Source organism: Vibrio sp. V01_P9A10T6 (genome assembly GCF_963877065.1).
GTDB lineage: Bacteria > Pseudomonadota > Gammaproteobacteria > Enterobacterales > Vibrionaceae > Vibrio > Vibrio anguillarum.
Map to the genome: position 1 here is coordinate 1 of NZ_CAWNTB010000205.1, position 15,455 is coordinate 15,455.

Below are 15,455 nucleotides of genomic sequence, written 5' to 3' on the forward strand. Positions count from 1 at the left end.
CGATTACTACTGTTGGTTACGGCGATATGTATCCAATCACTCCATTTGGGCGTGGTGTTGCCGTGTTTCTGATGTTGACGGGTATTACACTTTTCGGTTTATTGACCGCGAGTGTCGCCTCATTTTTCATTGAAGAAGATGGGCAATCAGCAGAGCATAATAGTGCACATCACACGAAACAGCTTAATAAAGTGTTAAAACAACTTTCTGTTCAACAACCTGTTCGCAAGCGTTTTCATTTAGCTCGCTACCGTGCTCAGTTGGCCTCTCGTCATAAGAAATAACCACTGAAGTTCTAGTTATCATCGTATTGGAATGCCAGAGATTGATCTAGGTGGTTTTAAGCAGAGTGATAAACTCACTGAGCGGCATAGGTTTATAAAAGAAATAGCCTTGTAAATAGTCAATTTCTCTTTCGTTCAAAAAATCAATTTGATCTTGGGTTTCCACACCTTCGGCGATGGTTTTTAACCCAAGTCGCTTAGCTAAATCGACTAAGTTTTCAACAATATGGCTAGAGATCGCATCACTACCGATCATGGTAATAAAGCTTCTGTCGATTTTTAAAATGTCAAACTTGAACTCTTGCAAATAGTTCAAACTAGAGTGACCCGTACCAAAATCATCAATTGCTAGCAACACACCTATTTTATCCAATGATTGGAAGAGCTTTTTTGCTTCATCACTATCAATAACCAACTCTCTCTCAGTGAGCTCTAGCGTTAAAATATGTTTACGATTGTTGAAGGTTTCAATGAAATGTTTGCAATCATCAAACAAATTGGAAGCTACGCAGTGCTTGGCTGAAATATTAAATCCAATACTGAAATGCTCTGGAAATTGTGACTGGTGTAATGAAAGTTCATGCTCTACTTGGGACATTAACTGAGTCGTAATAGGAATGATTAGCCCAGATTCCTCCGCTAAGGGAATAAAAAGATCGGGCCTCACTAATCCATGAACAGGATGTTGCCAACGGGCAAGCACTTCGATATGGCAGAGCTGACCACTACCATCAACAATCGGTTGTACATACGGAACGAATTCGTTGGATTGAATAGCGCGTTTCACTTCTCCTTGCATTGACGAAGCTTGGCCGAGTTTCCAAAAAACAAATCCTCCTAAACCGATTCCCATTAAGAGAGCTAACATCGCACTGGTTTGTTTGGTGTTTTTAAAATAAAGCCAGTAGTCATCAATAGTTAATAGGGTCGATAGTGAATAAGGGTAGCGTTCTGAAGTATTAATAATTGTGGGAAATAACGGTTCGGAAGTTACAACGCCGGTCTCGTCGAGATGATTTTTGCCAACGTGAAAATAAAATTTGCCATAGCCATCTAGTAAAATAAGCATGTTAGTTAGGTAATAGGAACTAACTCCAGTGATCACCATACCCTGTTCGTAAGTTCTGTGAAAAGCTAACACAGGCCGGAGAGGTGTGAGTCGATTACCAGCCATTAAATAGAGCTCACCACTGACATAGCTGTCGATTTGGTAGTGATCGTTTATTTGACCGTTTAACGAATTGCAATAAATCGTATTTTGTTTGGCTAAATTGATGGTCCGGATATCGGGAGTTGTCGCCACTAGCTCGCGTAAATAATGAATAGCATCTAGGCAATCCATATTGAGATAGGGCGCTGCACGTTCATTGGCAACATGAGCATTTCTTAGCAGTAGATTAATGTAATCTATACCTTTTACCAGAACGTTTTGCATGTGATGATTCAAATCAGCTCGTGTCTGCCAAGCGATAATTGGGCTAGCTACAACGATGGGCAGTAAGCAAAATAGTAAGCTAACTATCCACCGTCTACATCGTTCATATTTTACAAATGTCTGCATCTGGTCCGAGTGCTATTTGTTTAATCATGCAGTAAGCGTAGCAAATATCCTCTGAAAACCATCCGTTTATTTCGCAGTTTGCTTGAACTTCAACACGACTTACGCCCTTGTAAGTACAAGCCATCATTTAGCCAATCCATCGATCAAGCATATGCTTATCTGGTAGCGCTGTCATTGCCCCTTTTTGAGTGGTGGCTAATGCTCCGCAGCCATTAGCCCATTGCACTGCGTTTATGATAGTACCCTTAGTAAACCACTCTTTATGTAATGACAACTGGCACAGCAATCCACCGACAAAAGCATCTCCGGCACCTGTTGTATCGATAGGTTTTACGGCTTTTCCCGTAATCAGTGTTTGCATCTCTGCTGTGATTACCAGCGCTCCTTTTGCACCTTGAGTAATGACAATCAGCGGAATGTTCAATTCTTTCACTGAGATTAATCCCTGCTCAAGGCTAGGGCGCTGCGTGAGCAAGAGCAGTTCGTCATCGGAAAACTTAACCACATCCGCCATTGCCACCACGCTCATCACCACTGGGATCATCTCTTCGGAGTTAGGCCAGACCTCTTCTCGTAGATTGGGATCAAAACTGACAAATCCCCCGTTGGCTTTGATGCGTTTAATCGCTTCAATGGTAGTGCTGCGACTCGGTTCACTGGCCAGTGCAATGGAGCAACAATGCAGCCATTCGCCCGCTAAAAAGGTGGGAATATCTGAACATTGGATGAATTGATCCGCGCTCGGTTTCACCATAAAGGTAAAACTGCGTTCGCCGTGCGAGTCTAAATCGACCACGACGGTTGATGTTCTTTGTTGATCATCCAACTGCAAATATCGGGTGTCCACTTTCTCTTCGGTTAATGTGGATTGCATAAAGCGCCCCATAGGGTCATTACCCACACGGCCAAAAAAGGCGCTATTACCCCCCAATCTTGCGATGGCAACAGCCACATTCGCCGGAGCACCGCCCGGACATTTGAGATAGTGTGCTTCACCATCAGGAATTAAGTCGACGACCGCGTCGCCTGTTACCCAAACTCGATTCATTTTTTCCTCCAATATCCGTGTTATTCGCTGAAGAAATAAGCCCACTCACATCGAGCGGGCTTAGGAGCATAACAGCCTTGGGGGTTACGCTGTTGCTTGTTTATCAAGCTTTGCGCGCTCTTTGGCACCCAAAACAAGTGTTAAGGTAAAGGCAATAACAAAAGAAATCAGCATGCCAATGATGTAGTAGCTGATTTTCTCTGGGTTAATAGAAATCACTCCTGGAAGCCCAGCCGCGCCTAATGCTTGTGCTTTGACATTAAACAAGGTGATGAATGCACTGGCACAAGCTGAACCGATGATCGCAGCAATAAATGGGTAGCGAAGTTTCAGGTTTACACCGAACATTGCGGGTTCGGTAATGCCCAGAAGGGCGGTCACACCTGATGGAATCGCAATGCCTTTTAATTTGATATCTTTGGTGTTCATACCAACAGCTAAAGCCGCTGCACCTTGTGCGACGTTTGACATGGCTGCAATAGGGAAAATGAACGTGCCGCCAGTAATGGCGATGTCAGCCAGTAGCTGCGTTTCGATAGCGATAAAGCTGTGGTGCATACCCGTAATAACAAACGGTGCGTAGATAAAACCAAACAGTGCACCACCAATGAAACCTGCAGAATCGTATAGCCAGTTCAGCCCATCACCTAATAGGAATCCAATGTCGCGAGTGATAGGGCCAACCAGTGTGAAGGTTAAAAAGCCTGCAATGAAAATCGAGAGCATAGGCGTCAGCAAATTATCCAGTACAGAAGGGATAATTTTGCGCAGGCCATTTTCGATTTTGGCAAGAATAAAGGCAGAGACTAAAACGGGTAAGACAGAGCCTTGATAGCCGACTTTCTGGATCTCAAAGCCAAAAATATTCCAAGTAGGGATGGTGCCTGCGACGGACGCGCCGCCAAACCCCCAACCATTGAGCAGGTCTGGGTGAACCATCAACATACCTAATGCAGCGCCAAGGAATGGGTTACCACCGAATTTCTTAGAAGCAGAAAATGCCAACAAAACAGGAAGATAAACAAAAGGGGCGTTAGCAAAGGTGTTGATCATGCTGGCAAGATCAGCCAAGCCTGGGTTGGCATCAATCAGTGACTGCCCTTCGATAAAAAGCCCAGTGGCTGTTAGTACATTGAATAGCCCCATCAATAAACCGCCAGCGACGATGGCAGGGATAATAGGGACAAAAATGTCAGACAACCCTTTAACGGCGCGCTGCACTAGGTTCTGCTTTTGTGCACCCGCGCTTGCAACATCATTGGTTGACATTTCAGCAAGGCCGGTCAACTTGGCCATTTCCGCATAAACTTGGTTAACGATACCGGAGCCAAAAATAATTTGATATTGGCCAGCGACTTTGAATTGTCCTTTGACACCTTCAAGTGAATCAATGGCTTGTTCATCAACCAATGCGTCATCTTTTAGCGCTAATCTTAAACGTGTTGCACAGTGAGCAAGGGCTTGGATATTTTCTCTGCCACCTAATTGCTCTAATAATTGTTTTGCTATGACTGGATAGTTCATAACCCACCCCGGTTGTTGTTTGGTATCCAGATGACTTGATCTCTTTAAGATAAGCATGGTGGATAAAATTAAAATAAGTATCTTGGGAACGTTTGCAGAATGGATTTTTGATGAATAATTCAAAGTAGTCAAAAGCCAACCATTGATTCTGTGAATTAGATCAGTAAAAGAGAGATCGATAATTCTACAAACAGCGTTAGAATCACACTATTCGATCGTTTGCAGCGCTGAGTTTTGCAAACAATCCCAAAACAGAATGAGTAAGGTTATGTATGTCGAGTTTGCACGATGTCGCTAAGCTGGCCGGAGTTTCTAAATCGACGGTTTCACGCGTTGTAAATGATGAGTATGGTGTTAAAGAGTCTACAAAAATCAAAGTGTTAAAGGCAATTTCCGAATGCGGCTATATGGTCAACCAGGTCGCTAAAGATCTCAAATCACAAAAAACCAATTTAATTGGAGTCATCGTTCCGCGAGTCTCTTCGCATGCGACAGCACAAGGTGTTGATGGTTTAAGTGCCATATTTGAACAAGCGGGCAAACACGTGTTGCTTGCCAATACTCATCAAGATCACGCTAAAGAATTGGAATATATTCAAATATTTAATCAAAAGAGGGTCGAAGGCATTGTACTTTACGCCACACACCTTGATATGCCATTAGTGAAAGCAATCCAACAATCTAATGTTCCGGTGGTATTGGTTGGGCAAGATGGCTCACTGCACGATATCCCAAGTATTGTTCATGATGATCTTCGCGTTGGATTCGAAGCGGGTAAACGGTTGATAGCAAAAGGTTGTCAACACATTGGTTTTATTGGTGTTCAGAGCGATGACGTAGCGGTGGATTGCTTGCGTTCTCAAGGGTTAGAGCAAGCACTGGGTATCAACAATTTAACCCTGTTGTTTCATGTGCGTGGTGATTTTTCGATTGAATCTGGTTACTTACAAGCTAAAACATTAATCACGCAATACCCACAATTAGATGGTCTTTTTTGCGCAACCGATAGAATTGCGGTTGGAGCGGTGAAAGCACTGCAAGAGTCTGGAGTTCAGGTTGGATCGCAAATAAAAGTATTAGGAGTTGGCAATGATGAGCTCGCATTTGTCAGTAACCCAAGCTTATCAACATTCAACTATGCCTTTGATAAAGCAGGTGAAAATGCAGCCAAGATGTTGCTTGAACGTATTGCTGGTCGTGGGCAGGAGATGAGTAAAGTCGTGTTAACATTCCAAAATATCGAACGTGAAACCGGCTAAGGTTGAAGGTGCTTGCTGAGGGGAAGCCCGCATAATTGAGGGCAATATTTCACCAATGCTTGCAAGCAGGCTTATTTTTTTATATTTTGCAATCGTTCCCAAAAATTGAGTGTAAGTCATGTCATTAGAAACAGTGCCAGTAGAAAAAATGTCATTTGAAGATATGGTGAGATTAGTTGGCGGCCCGGCCAATATTCAGCGAGTACTCGCACCAAGAGGCGAAATCATTATTGCGCTGCGAGATCCAGCTTTAGTCAATGTTTTGCCGAGTCATATGCGCTTGCGAGAAGTGCTCGGTGAATGGCAGCTTTCATTTTTGATTCAACAAGATAGCATCAATGAATATGCCGATGAACTGATCAACAGTTTAGGCCGAATGATTGATTCTCAGTTGCGGCTTAATGCGTACGCCTATTCCTCGCCAAACAATTGTCCCTTTCGTCCAACGTGGCATATTTCTCCGCCGCAAGGGCTGCTCAATGATCCAAACGGTTTCATTTATCACCAAGGAAAATATCATCTTTTTTATCAGTGGTATCCTTATGGGTGTGAGCACAAGGATAAATATTGGGTACAACTGACGAGTACTGATCTTATTCACTGGCAATGGCAAGGTATTGCACTGACTCCATCAGATTGGTACGACAGCCATGGGGTTTTTTCTGGTCATGCTTTAAGTCACAACGATGAGTTGATGCTCTTCTATACTGGCAATGTTCGGTTAGGTGACCAGCGATTGCGTCAAACAACGCAATGTTTAGCCGTGTCGCAAGATGGTCTCCGTTTTGAAAAACGTGGCCCAGTGATCCGTAATTTGCCAACGGGTGTCACGGAACACATTCGCGACCCTAAAATAGTGCGCCACCGAGGCAAATGGCTCATGTTACTTGGCGCGCAAACAACGCAGTTGCAAGGTCGGCTGGCGATTTACCATTCACATGATCTTAAAGAGTGGCATTTCGATGGTCTATTTGGTGAAGAAATCGCACCGCTAGGTTACATGTGGGAATGTCCCGATCTGTTTGAAATTGCGGGCCAAAGTTATTTTGTTTTTGGCCCCCAAGGGATTATTTCAGATAACGTGAACCACACAGTTGTCCATCAAAATCGTATTGCAAAAGTCTTATGGGATGAAAATGATCATCCTCACTTTTGTCATCTGCAACCACTGGATCACGGCTTTGATTTTTATGCCCCTCAAACAATGCAAACGGCAGACGGGCGGCGCATCTTGTGTGCATGGATGGGGCTGCCTGACGAAATTAATCATCCTAGTTGTGACAACGGCTGGCTGCATCAACTTACGGCACTGCGAGAGTTGAGTGTTGAGAATGGTCAACTTATTCAAAGGCCTATAAAGGAGCTAGAGCAGTTATCTAACCAGCCGGTAAGTTTGGAGTTAAGCGATAAATGCACCATTCTCAACACCAAAAGTTTTGAAATGTGCATCACTTTGCCGTGGGGGGCAAGTTTACGTTTGTTTGAAAAAGGTGAGCAATACGTTGAACTGAGTTTGGATGCCCAGCAAAAAGTATTACGTTTTGATCGTTCCCATACTTTGATACGTCAAGGTGATGTGATTCGTGAATTGGCCTTAGAGTGTGAACAGGTTGAGCTGCAGATTCTCGCGGATAATTCTTCATTAGAAGTGTTCATCAACGGCGGAAAAGCAGTGATGAGTGCAAGAGTGTTTACCGAACAAAAGGCGACAGGGGTATCACTATTAAATGCGTTGGTTACGGCCAAATACTCTTCTATCCAGCCCGTCAGCGCTTCTTCATTCGCTACTCAATTCTAAATTAAGCCGAAAGTAAACTTTCGGCTTAAAAAATAATAGCCTTTTTCTTTCTTGGTCTATCCTTAAGTAAAAGATAAGTGAGATCAACATGATCGGTATGAGTTCAGACAATAGCAGAGATGATATTGACCTCTCTTCTGGTCTGCATTGTCCTATTCATTAAACACAAGAGTCAGATGGTTATCATGCGGTGCGATGAAGCCAACGCACAGTGCTTAACTCATACCATTGATTAAGGCGAAATGAAGTATGTGGAAAAGTGTCAAAGTGATCTTTGTTACCCAAGTTGTTCTGGCAGTGTCCATTGTGTTGGGCATTTCTAGTTACATTGATTACCAGTCAAAGAAAGCGGAGCTACAACATAGCCTAGATACATCAATCTTGAATGCAAAAGAGCGCTTGAGCTACAGCCTACCTAAAGCAATTTGGGATTTTGATTTACATGCCGCCAAACTCACTATTTCAGCAGAGTTAAATAACCCAGACATACAAGCGGTTAGAGTGAAAGATGCGGGTGGTACACCGCTTCTTTTCCTGAGTACATCACCCGATTCTCAAGACGTGAAAGAGATGGAGCCCAATGAGGGGAAACAATACGAATCCATGCTCTCTTCGGTGCAAAAACTCACCTTTGTTGAGTATGAAAAGGAAAATGAAGTTGGTCAGGTAGAGCTTTTCTATAACACAGATAGGCTAGAAAAAACCTTGTTACAAAGTCTGCAATATAGCCTGATTGAGTTGCTGATTTTAGATAGCGTAATGATTGTATTCTTAATTTTGGCGTTAACGAAAACCGTCCTTCGCCCGCTCAACGATTTGACAGAGCGAGTGGCCGATCTTGCAACCGGTGAAGGGGATTTAAGTCGTATCATTCCAGAACCCAAATATAGAGAGTTTTCGCAGATCATTCGCAGTATTAATCATTTTACGGAGTCGCTAAGGGAGATAGTTGTACAAGTAACGAATGCTTCTGTGCAGTTAAAAGACACTGCAGAGATGAGTGGTCAGGTTGCCATGAGAAATGCACAGCAAATTGATCAACAAAAACACAGTTTATCGACCGTCGCTGCCGCTTCCACACAGATGAGTCAGTCGGTAGCTACAGTGGCCGAAACTGCTAATGACGCCGCAAGGCAAGCAAGTGAGGCTTCTCAATTGGTCGATAATGTTTACCACTCAATAGAACGCTCTGCTGCCGAGATTGTAAACATGCGTTCCGAAATGGGTTCGGTAAACGCGGAAATGCATAAGCTGCTCGATGAAGGGCGAAAAATATCAACGGTGGTCGGGGTGATTAATGACATTTCCGAGCAAACCAACTTGCTGGCACTGAACGCTGCTATTGAAGCGGCACGCGCAGGTGAGCATGGCCGTGGTTTTGCAGTAGTGGCTGATGAAGTACGCAACCTTTCGACCAAAACTAGCCAATCCACCGAACAAATCCAAACCAATATTCGCTCACTTAGCAGTGCAACAGAATCGGTTGAGCAAGAAATTATTCGCATCTCTAATTTGTTAGAAAGCACCGCTAAGCGAGTATCAGAGTCACAACATTCTGTTGAGCAGGTGAAAAATACTATCTCTGAAATTTCTGAAAGAAATGGAGAGATTTCGCATGCTACAGAAGAGCAGAAACAAGCCATTGATGAAGTCAGTCAGGCGATTGTTGAAGCATCAGAGGCCACTAATGAGCTGTCGAGTAGTGGTCAAGATAATGCTCAGAGAACGAAAGAAGTTCTTCAACTGAGCTCAAACATTAAAACTCATATGCGTAAGTTCAAAACATAAGTTCCACCTTCAAGGAGAAGAAAGTATGAAGCGTCTGTTGATCTTTATTTTCAGTATGATGATGGCCTTACCGAGTAGCTTTGCTGCTACTATTACGGCTGCACAAGATCCATGGCCACCGTTCATTTCACCGGATAAAAGCATGCCGGGGCTATCGGTAGAAATCGCTGTTGCGGCTATGAAAACACAGGGCTATGACGTCAATTTTCAAATCATGCCTTGGTCACGAGCATTAGATGAGGTGAGTAAAGGCAGAATTGATCTGTTGCCCGCAACTTGGTATACGCAGGAGAGAACGGCTTATTTACTTTACAGTGATTCATATTTAGAGAATGAACTGAGCTTTATTAAAAGAGCAGGCGATGCTTTCGAATTTTCAGGTTTAAATAGTTTGAGTGGCAAACAAGTTGGCATCGTTAGGGGCTATGGTTATGGGGATGACTTTTTATCCGCCACTAATTTCAACAAACCAGACGCTAATGATCTCACGACTAACTTGAAGAAACTACAAGCCAAACGAATTGATCTTACCCTTGAAGATAAGTTGGTTGCGTTATCGACCATGAAAGAGGCGGGCTTGAATAGCAGTGATTTTCAGTTTACCACGGCATCTTTGTCTAAAAATCCTTTACATGTTACCTCAGGCAAAGCGAACCCTAATGCGCAGAAATATATTGATGCGTATAACAAAGGGTTAGCTACGATTAAAGCTGACGGAACATTTGATGCCATTTTAGCGAAATACGGTATTCAGTGATTTTTTAAAAAAAAGGCCGCAGTTTTAACGCCGCGGCCTTTTTCTATTCCAATAGGAGTTGAATCCTTTGAAGTAAGCATTGGGGTAAATATTAGCGTTTTGAGCCGCGCTGCTCAGCTTTACGTGCTAATTTTTGCGCACGCTTTTGCTCGATCAGTGATGCGGTATCGCCGCCAATGTGTGCTTCTCCACGCTGTTTTGCGAGCTGAACTTGTTTTTCTCGCTCACGGAAACGGGCCAGTTGTTCCGCAGAGTGAGTACCGAAGCAGGATGGGCAACTGACGCCTTGCTCGTAGACTTCGCTCTGTTTGTCTTCATCGGTAATTGGCAAACGGCAAGCGTTACATACATCGTAGTGACTCTCTTTTAAAGCGTGCCCTACAGCCACTCTGCCATCAAACACATAGCAGTTACCTTGCCATAAGCTCTCTTCTTGCGGCACTTCTTCTAAGTATTTCAAAATACCACCCTCGAGATGGTACACCTCATCGAACCCTTGCCCTTTTAAATAAGCCGTGGATTTTTCACAGCGAATCCCGCCAGTACAAAACATCGCGACTTTTTTGTGTTTCTCTGGTGCGAGGTTCTTCTTCACATAATCAGGAAACTCACGAAAGGTTTCAGTGTGTGGGTTAAGCGCATTTTTGAAGGTGCCGATTTGGATTTCATAATCATTACGGGTATCGACAACCAGCACATCAGGGTCTGAAATTAGCGCATTCCAGTTTTCTGGTTTCACGTAAGTGCCCACAACGTGACGAGGGTCAATACCTTCAACGCCCATAGTGACAATCTCTTTTTTTAGCTTCACTTTGGTACGGTTAAATGGCTGCTCTGAGGCTTGTGATTCTTTGTAAACCGTGCCTTTCAAGTTCGGTTCAGCATCAAGCCAAGCCAGTAGCACATCTATCCCTTTGCGTGTTGATGCCACAGTGCCGTTAATTCCTTCACTGGCTAATAATAGCGTGCCACGAATTTGGTTTTCCTCCATTAGTTCAAGAAGCGGTGCTTGCAGATCTTGGTAGTGATTGAGTTCAACAAACTTATAGAGTGCACAGACGACGTACTGACTCATGGGGTACCTTTTAAAAAACGATATAAAGAATTGGGGCGCATTATAGCGAAGGGACGCGCCCACAAATACGGACAATTATTAAGGACAATATTAGATGGGGTAGACCATTGGGAAATCCATGGTTGGATGTGCGGCGACAAGCGACGAGTAGCCATACACCTGCTCAATTCTTTCTGCATTGAGCGCTTCCCAAGGTGGCGCATCACAAACCAGTTTGCCATTGTGCAGCATCACCATGCGATCTGCATATTGAGCCGCAAGGTTGAGATCGTGTAGCACGACTACAACAGCGCACTGCTCTTGGCGTGCTAATGAACGTGCAATGCGCAGTGTATTGTGCTGGTGAGCCAGATCTAACGCTGACGTTGGTTCATCCAGCATCAGGATTTTTTTGTCACCGGAGTGGTGAAGTTGAGTTAATACCCGCGCCAGATGTAAACGTTGTTTTTCACCACCCGATAAAGCCGGGTAGAGATTGTTCGCTCTATCGCTGATATCGGTTTGTTGCATGTAGTGTAGCGCCACTTCACTGACTTGTTGGTGGCTTAAATTTAATGGCAGTGCGCCTAATTCCACCACTTCTTGAGCGATAAAAGGAAAGCTCAACGTACTTTGTTGCGGAAGAATGGCCAAGTGCTTTGCTAACTCATTCGGTTGCCACAGTGCTTGCGGAACACCGAAGTAAGCCATTTTGCCTGTTGATGAGATTTCACCGCTGAGTATTTTCAGCAATGTACTTTTCCCAGCACCGTTGGGGCCAAGTAACGCCGTGACTTGACCTGAAAAAATCTCAATATCAATCTTATCCAAAATGGTTCGATGGCCAAATGTAACCGATATATTACTGGCTTGGATCGCTGCCGTTGTACTCAAAATACTTTGCCTTTTTGTTGAAACAGAAGATAAAGGAAGAAAGGTGCACCCACCAGCGCAGTCACAATCCCGACAGGCAGCTCCGCAGGTGCCACTGCTATACGGGCAAACATATCGGCGACAGTGAGTAAGAGTGCACCAAGTAAAGCCGAAATGGGGATCAAACTACGGTGATCGGGGCCAACCAGCATCCGGCCTAGATGAGGGATGACTAAACCGATAAAACCAATCATACCCACCGCGCTGACGGTCACTCCAACGCCGAGTGCGCTGAGTAAAATCATTGAACGTTTAAGCCGTTGCACAGAAATGCCTAGATGACGCGCTTCAGACTCGCCAAGTAATAATGCGTTGAGCGCCATCGCTTGACGAGAGAAACAGACGAGCAGCAGCAGTAAGGTCACAGCGCACAAGAGAATATTTTGCCAGTTTGCACCCGCCAGTGATCCCATTGACCACAATGAGAGATCGCGTAGCATTTGATCGTCTGCAACATAATTCAAATAGCCAATACCCGCCCCCGATAGCGCGCTGATGGCGACGCCTGCGAGTAGCATGATGGTGACGGAAGTACCAAATTTACTGGTGCCTAATCGGTAAACCAACAAGGTAGTCAATGCACCGCCTAAAAAGGCAAAAATAGGTACTACCGCAGCGCTCATCCACGGGTTGGAAAACAGCGCTAAATTGGCGAATAGCACAATCGCAAGTGCGGCTCCGAGGGCTGAACCTGCCGAAACACCGATAATGCCAGGCTCAGCTAATGGATTCCGAAACAAGCCTTGCATCACCGTTCCGCACAGCGCCAAAATTGCGCCGACCAACAAGCAGAGCAGGGTCCGCGGAAAGCGTATCTCGTGGATGACTAAATTAATGTGCGCGGCAATGTCATTGGAGTGCAGCACGAGACTTTTTATGCTGTCACTGAAGCTGATATTCATTGGACCAACGGTGACAGAATAAAGGCTCACTAAGATTACCAAAACTAACAACGTTGCATTCACCACATTTTTTGAGAGATGACGTAACAAAATAAGCCCCTTAAGGATAGAGCAATGCGTTTAGACGTTGCGCTTCAGCCAAGCTTTTAAGGCCTAACCCGCCGACGAGAGCGTGGCCATCGATGGTGATGATCTGCTTATTTATCCCAGCCGGAGTTGCTACTAACGTCGGTATGGATTGCAAAATGGCGTCTGCTCCTCCGAGTTTTTCATAACTGCGGCCACTGACTAAAATCACGTCTGGTTGCATCTCAATTATCGCTTCCATCGACAGTGGTTTATAAGACGTCACTTGTTCAGCGGCTGGGTTAACCGCGCCAGCCAACTCAATAATGCTGTTTGGCGTGGTGTCACTGCCCGCCACGTTGGCTGCCCTTCCTTCGTGGATAAGGAGAAATAGCACTTTTTTCGGTGTCTTGTGGGTAGATTGATGGTGGGTTAATGCCGCTATTGTGCTTTGAACTTGCTGTTTGAGCGCTTTAGCTTGAGGCTTTGCATCAGCGAGCGTCGCAATTTGGTCAATGCGTGCCAACAACCCCTGTGGTGTAGATTCATCATTCACCACCTCGACGTTAACGCCAGCGCCTTTAAGCTGTTGCAATGTGCTTTCTGGCCCCATTTCACTAGAACCAATCAATTGTGTTGGTGCTAAGGCTAATAATCCTTCTGCGGATAATTGGCGATGATAACCGATTTTTGGGAGAGCAAGATCGTTTGGAATTTCACTGGTGACATCCACCGCAACAAGTTTATTTTGTGCGCCTAACGCAACGAGGATTTCGGTCACCGCGCTGCCCGCACTGATAATCCGTTCTTGCGCGCAGAGCCAAGGTGAGAAGATGAAGAGCGTTATGGCAACAAGCCAATGAGAAAGAGAGTTGTGTGTCATCGTGTTGTACTCATGAAAATCATACGGTTTTTAAAAGCGCGTATGAATAGGCTATTGGGGATGGTCGGTTAATAACTGAGTGGCAGCGATGCCATTGTCTTGCAAGAACGCCAGCAATTTAACCAACTGCTGCACTTCGGCGGTTTTGTCTGCGCCAATCACGATGGGGCGATCACTCGCTTTGCTTTGCTCTAACAACGCCAATGTGAAGTTATTCCAGTCGATATACTGCTTGCCATCGATAGCCCAGTAAGGTTCGTGCGCCAGAAGATTCACTGTGATTGACTGCTTGTTCACTTCACTCACGGTGGGTGAGTCGGTTGTTGGCAGTGAAACGTCTAATGACTCAAATTTAACCGCGGCTGTAAGCAGTAAAAACACCATGACAATAAAAATGATATCCAACAATGGCGTTAAATCTGGCATTAATGGGGATGAGTGAGAGTGCGGCGTTTTAATCATGATGCATTAACCACATCATTATCAGAGATGTCTTCATACTTAGCTACACGCTCTTGTTTGGTGGTGCAATCATGCTGTAAAGAAACACCTTCGAGCCATAAGTTGACATAATTTAGTGTGTGCTCAAGTTTTGCCATCACTCTGTCAGCCCATACGCCAAGCAATTGAGCGCCGGTAATTGCGGGAAGCGCGATCAGCAAACCTGCAGCCGTGGTTCGCATCGCAATGCCTAGGCCATCCGCAAGGTCGTTTGGCGTAATATTGCCAGAAGAGAGCGCGACCCCTTTGAACATTTCAATCAAACCTAACACAGTGCCAAGTAAGCCTAGCAGTGGGCTGATCACACCAATCAAAGATAAAATACGCAGTCCGGAATGCAGTTGATGACGCTTTTCTTGCAACCAAATGCCCGCCGCATCTTCACGTAATCCTTTGGAGAAATCGTGATGAGCAAGCAGCATGGCAACCCCTTTATAAAGCAATGGGCGCTTGCTGGAAAATTCACTGGCTAGCGTCTCAATTTGCGCTGTATGGGTCGGTGATATTTGGTTGAGCGCACTACCGATCGCACCTTTTCCAACACCAAGGCTAAGCAGTACTTGGAAAAGCCGTTCAGTAATGATCATGGTCGCAAGTGCTGAGCAGACAAAAAGAGGCCAGGCCATCAGGCCAAGTTGTTGTTCTAGTTGAGTAAGTAGTTCCATTATCCTTCCAATTTAAAACGTACTGGGATTTGCACTCGGTGGGCTATTTTTTCACCGTTCACCACTTGAGGAGAGAATTTCCATTGTTTGATGGCATTAAGAGCCGATTCATCCAGCAGCGCCGCGCCCGACGAAGAGAGCAAAACCTGTTTGATTTGGCGGCCGTTTTCGTCTAACCACACCTCATACATAGCGACCCCTTCAATTCCTCGTTTTTGTGCAAGCCTTGGATAAACAGGAGGGGCTGGGCGAGTAACAAAAGACGGCGCATCGACTAATTTCGGTTGATTAGTTGCGCCGCTGCTGCTTGGGGCGGCGGCGGTTTTCGGTGTCGATTCAGCGCTATTTTCATTCTCTACAGAGGATGTCACAGCTTCCTTTACAGGAGTTTGCACTTGTGCTGATTTTGTCGGTATTTTAGGAGCCGGTTTG

Annotated in this window: 15 protein-coding genes; 5 read left to right on the forward strand and 10 right to left on the reverse strand. The window is 44.9% G+C overall.

Annotated elements, in window-relative coordinates; translation table 11 throughout:
* On the forward strand, positions 1-284 hold a 284-nt coding region (locus AACQ21_RS15905; protein WP_146127545.1), incomplete at its 5' end, for a potassium channel family protein.
* Positions 285-330: 46 nt separating this feature from the next.
* On the opposite strand, the gene AACQ21_RS15910 is transcribed toward AACQ21_RS15905, so the two are convergent.
* From AACQ21_RS15910 to AACQ21_RS15920, 3 genes are all read right to left on the reverse strand, one after another.
* The gene (locus AACQ21_RS15910) at positions 331-1,719 is read right to left on the reverse strand and encodes a cyclic diguanylate phosphodiesterase (protein ID WP_258174227.1); all 1,389 of its coding nucleotides are present in this window, start codon (positions 1,717-1,719) and stop codon (positions 331-333) included.
* A gap of 253 nt (positions 1,720-1,972) precedes the next feature.
* Positions 1,973-2,893, reverse strand: coding sequence for an aminoimidazole riboside kinase (locus tag AACQ21_RS15915; protein ID WP_105977178.1), 921 nt, complete (start codon positions 2,891-2,893; stop codon positions 1,973-1,975).
* An 84-nt stretch (positions 2,894-2,977) separates the two neighbouring features.
* The gene (locus AACQ21_RS15920; RefSeq protein ID WP_094164526.1) at positions 2,978-4,417 is read right to left on the reverse strand and encodes a sucrose-specific PTS transporter subunit IIBC; all 1,440 of its coding nucleotides are present in this window, start codon (positions 4,415-4,417) and stop codon (positions 2,978-2,980) included.
* A gap of 272 nt (positions 4,418-4,689) precedes the next feature.
* Between AACQ21_RS15920 and AACQ21_RS15925 the strand changes: the two genes are divergently transcribed.
* The 4 genes from AACQ21_RS15925 to AACQ21_RS15940 all read left to right on the forward strand — a co-directional run bounded on the left by AACQ21_RS15925 (position 4,690) and on the right by AACQ21_RS15940 (position 10,019).
* Complete coding sequence (locus tag AACQ21_RS15925; protein WP_010319758.1) at positions 4,690-5,676, forward strand: LacI family DNA-binding transcriptional regulator; 987 nt, start codon at positions 4,690-4,692, stop codon at positions 5,674-5,676.
* 118 nt (positions 5,677-5,794) lie between these two features.
* Positions 5,795-7,474, forward strand: a complete 1,680-nt coding sequence (locus AACQ21_RS15930; protein ID WP_105977179.1) for a glycoside hydrolase family 32 protein — start codon at positions 5,795-5,797, stop codon at positions 7,472-7,474.
* Between the two features lie 249 nt (positions 7,475-7,723).
* A complete protein-coding gene (locus AACQ21_RS15935) occupies positions 7,724-9,262 on the forward strand; it encodes a methyl-accepting chemotaxis protein (RefSeq protein ID WP_013856727.1) in 1,539 nt (512 codons plus the stop codon).
* A gap of 25 nt (positions 9,263-9,287) precedes the next feature.
* On the forward strand, positions 9,288-10,019 hold the full coding sequence (locus AACQ21_RS15940; protein WP_013856728.1) for a transporter substrate-binding domain-containing protein: 732 nt from the start codon (positions 9,288-9,290) through the stop codon (positions 10,017-10,019).
* Between the two features lie 91 nt (positions 10,020-10,110).
* On the opposite strand, the gene trhO is transcribed toward AACQ21_RS15940, so the two are convergent.
* The 7 genes from trhO to AACQ21_RS15975 all read right to left on the reverse strand — a co-directional run.
* A complete protein-coding gene (gene trhO / locus AACQ21_RS15945) occupies positions 10,111-11,094 on the reverse strand; it encodes an oxygen-dependent tRNA uridine(34) hydroxylase TrhO (RefSeq protein ID WP_105977180.1) in 984 nt (327 codons plus the stop codon).
* A gap of 90 nt (positions 11,095-11,184) precedes the next feature.
* Positions 11,185-11,967 carry a heme ABC transporter ATP-binding protein gene (locus AACQ21_RS15950; RefSeq protein WP_094123301.1) on the reverse strand — a complete coding sequence of 261 codons (783 nt, stop codon included), beginning with the start codon at positions 11,965-11,967 and terminating at the stop codon, positions 11,185-11,187.
* Positions 11,964-12,998: a FecCD family ABC transporter permease gene (locus AACQ21_RS15955; protein ID WP_017048632.1), complete on the reverse strand. Its 1,035-nt coding sequence runs from the start codon at positions 12,996-12,998 to the stop codon at positions 11,964-11,966. The genes AACQ21_RS15950 and AACQ21_RS15955 overlap by 4 nt, the downstream gene beginning before the upstream one ends.
* Before the next feature lie 10 nt (positions 12,999-13,008).
* Positions 13,009-13,857, reverse strand: coding sequence for a heme/hemin ABC transporter substrate-binding protein (locus AACQ21_RS15960; protein ID WP_105977181.1), 849 nt, complete (start codon positions 13,855-13,857; stop codon positions 13,009-13,011).
* Positions 13,858-13,908: 51 nt separating this feature from the next.
* Positions 13,909-14,319, reverse strand: a complete 411-nt coding sequence (locus AACQ21_RS15965) for an ExbD/TolR family protein (protein ID WP_017043643.1) — start codon at positions 14,317-14,319, stop codon at positions 13,909-13,911.
* Positions 14,316-15,023, reverse strand: a complete 708-nt coding sequence (locus AACQ21_RS15970) for a MotA/TolQ/ExbB proton channel family protein (protein ID WP_105977182.1) — start codon at positions 15,021-15,023, stop codon at positions 14,316-14,318. The genes AACQ21_RS15965 and AACQ21_RS15970 overlap by 4 nt, the downstream gene beginning before the upstream one ends.
* Positions 15,023-15,455: energy transducer TonB (locus AACQ21_RS15975; RefSeq protein ID WP_146127546.1), on the reverse strand; the 433-nt coding region annotated here is incomplete at its 5' end. The genes AACQ21_RS15970 and AACQ21_RS15975, both read right to left, overlap by 1 nt.

What these genes read in the sequence shown, in the direction of transcription:
- AACQ21_RS15965 (WP_017043643.1), bottom strand. Translation starts at nt 14,319, where the DNA reads ATGATTAAAACGCCGCACTCTCACTCATCCCCATTAATGCCAGATTTA.
- trhO (WP_105977180.1), bottom strand. Translation starts at nt 11,094, where the DNA reads ATGAGTCAGTACGTCGTCTGTGCACTCTATAAGTTTGTTGAACTCAAT.
- AACQ21_RS15910 (WP_258174227.1), bottom strand. Translation starts at nt 1,719, where the DNA reads ATGCAAAACGTTCTGGTAAAAGGTATAGATTACATTAATCTACTGCTA.
- AACQ21_RS15915 (WP_105977178.1), bottom strand. Translation starts at nt 2,893, where the DNA reads ATGAATCGAGTTTGGGTAACAGGCGACGCGGTCGTCGACTTAATTCCT.
- AACQ21_RS15920 (WP_094164526.1), bottom strand. Translation starts at nt 4,417, where the DNA reads ATGAACTATCCAGTCATAGCAAAACAATTATTAGAGCAATTAGGTGGC.
- AACQ21_RS15940 (WP_013856728.1), top strand. Translation starts at nt 9,288, where the DNA reads ATGAAGCGTCTGTTGATCTTTATTTTCAGTATGATGATGGCCTTACCG.
- AACQ21_RS15925 (WP_010319758.1), top strand. Translation starts at nt 4,690, where the DNA reads ATGTCGAGTTTGCACGATGTCGCTAAGCTGGCCGGAGTTTCTAAATCG.
- AACQ21_RS15970 (WP_105977182.1), bottom strand. Translation starts at nt 15,023, where the DNA reads ATGGAACTACTTACTCAACTAGAACAACAACTTGGCCTGATGGCCTGG.
- AACQ21_RS15960 (WP_105977181.1), bottom strand. Translation starts at nt 13,857, where the DNA reads ATGACACACAACTCTCTTTCTCATTGGCTTGTTGCCATAACGCTCTTC.
- AACQ21_RS15930 (WP_105977179.1), top strand. Translation starts at nt 5,795, where the DNA reads ATGTCATTAGAAACAGTGCCAGTAGAAAAAATGTCATTTGAAGATATG.
- AACQ21_RS15935 (WP_013856727.1), top strand. Translation starts at nt 7,724, where the DNA reads ATGTGGAAAAGTGTCAAAGTGATCTTTGTTACCCAAGTTGTTCTGGCA.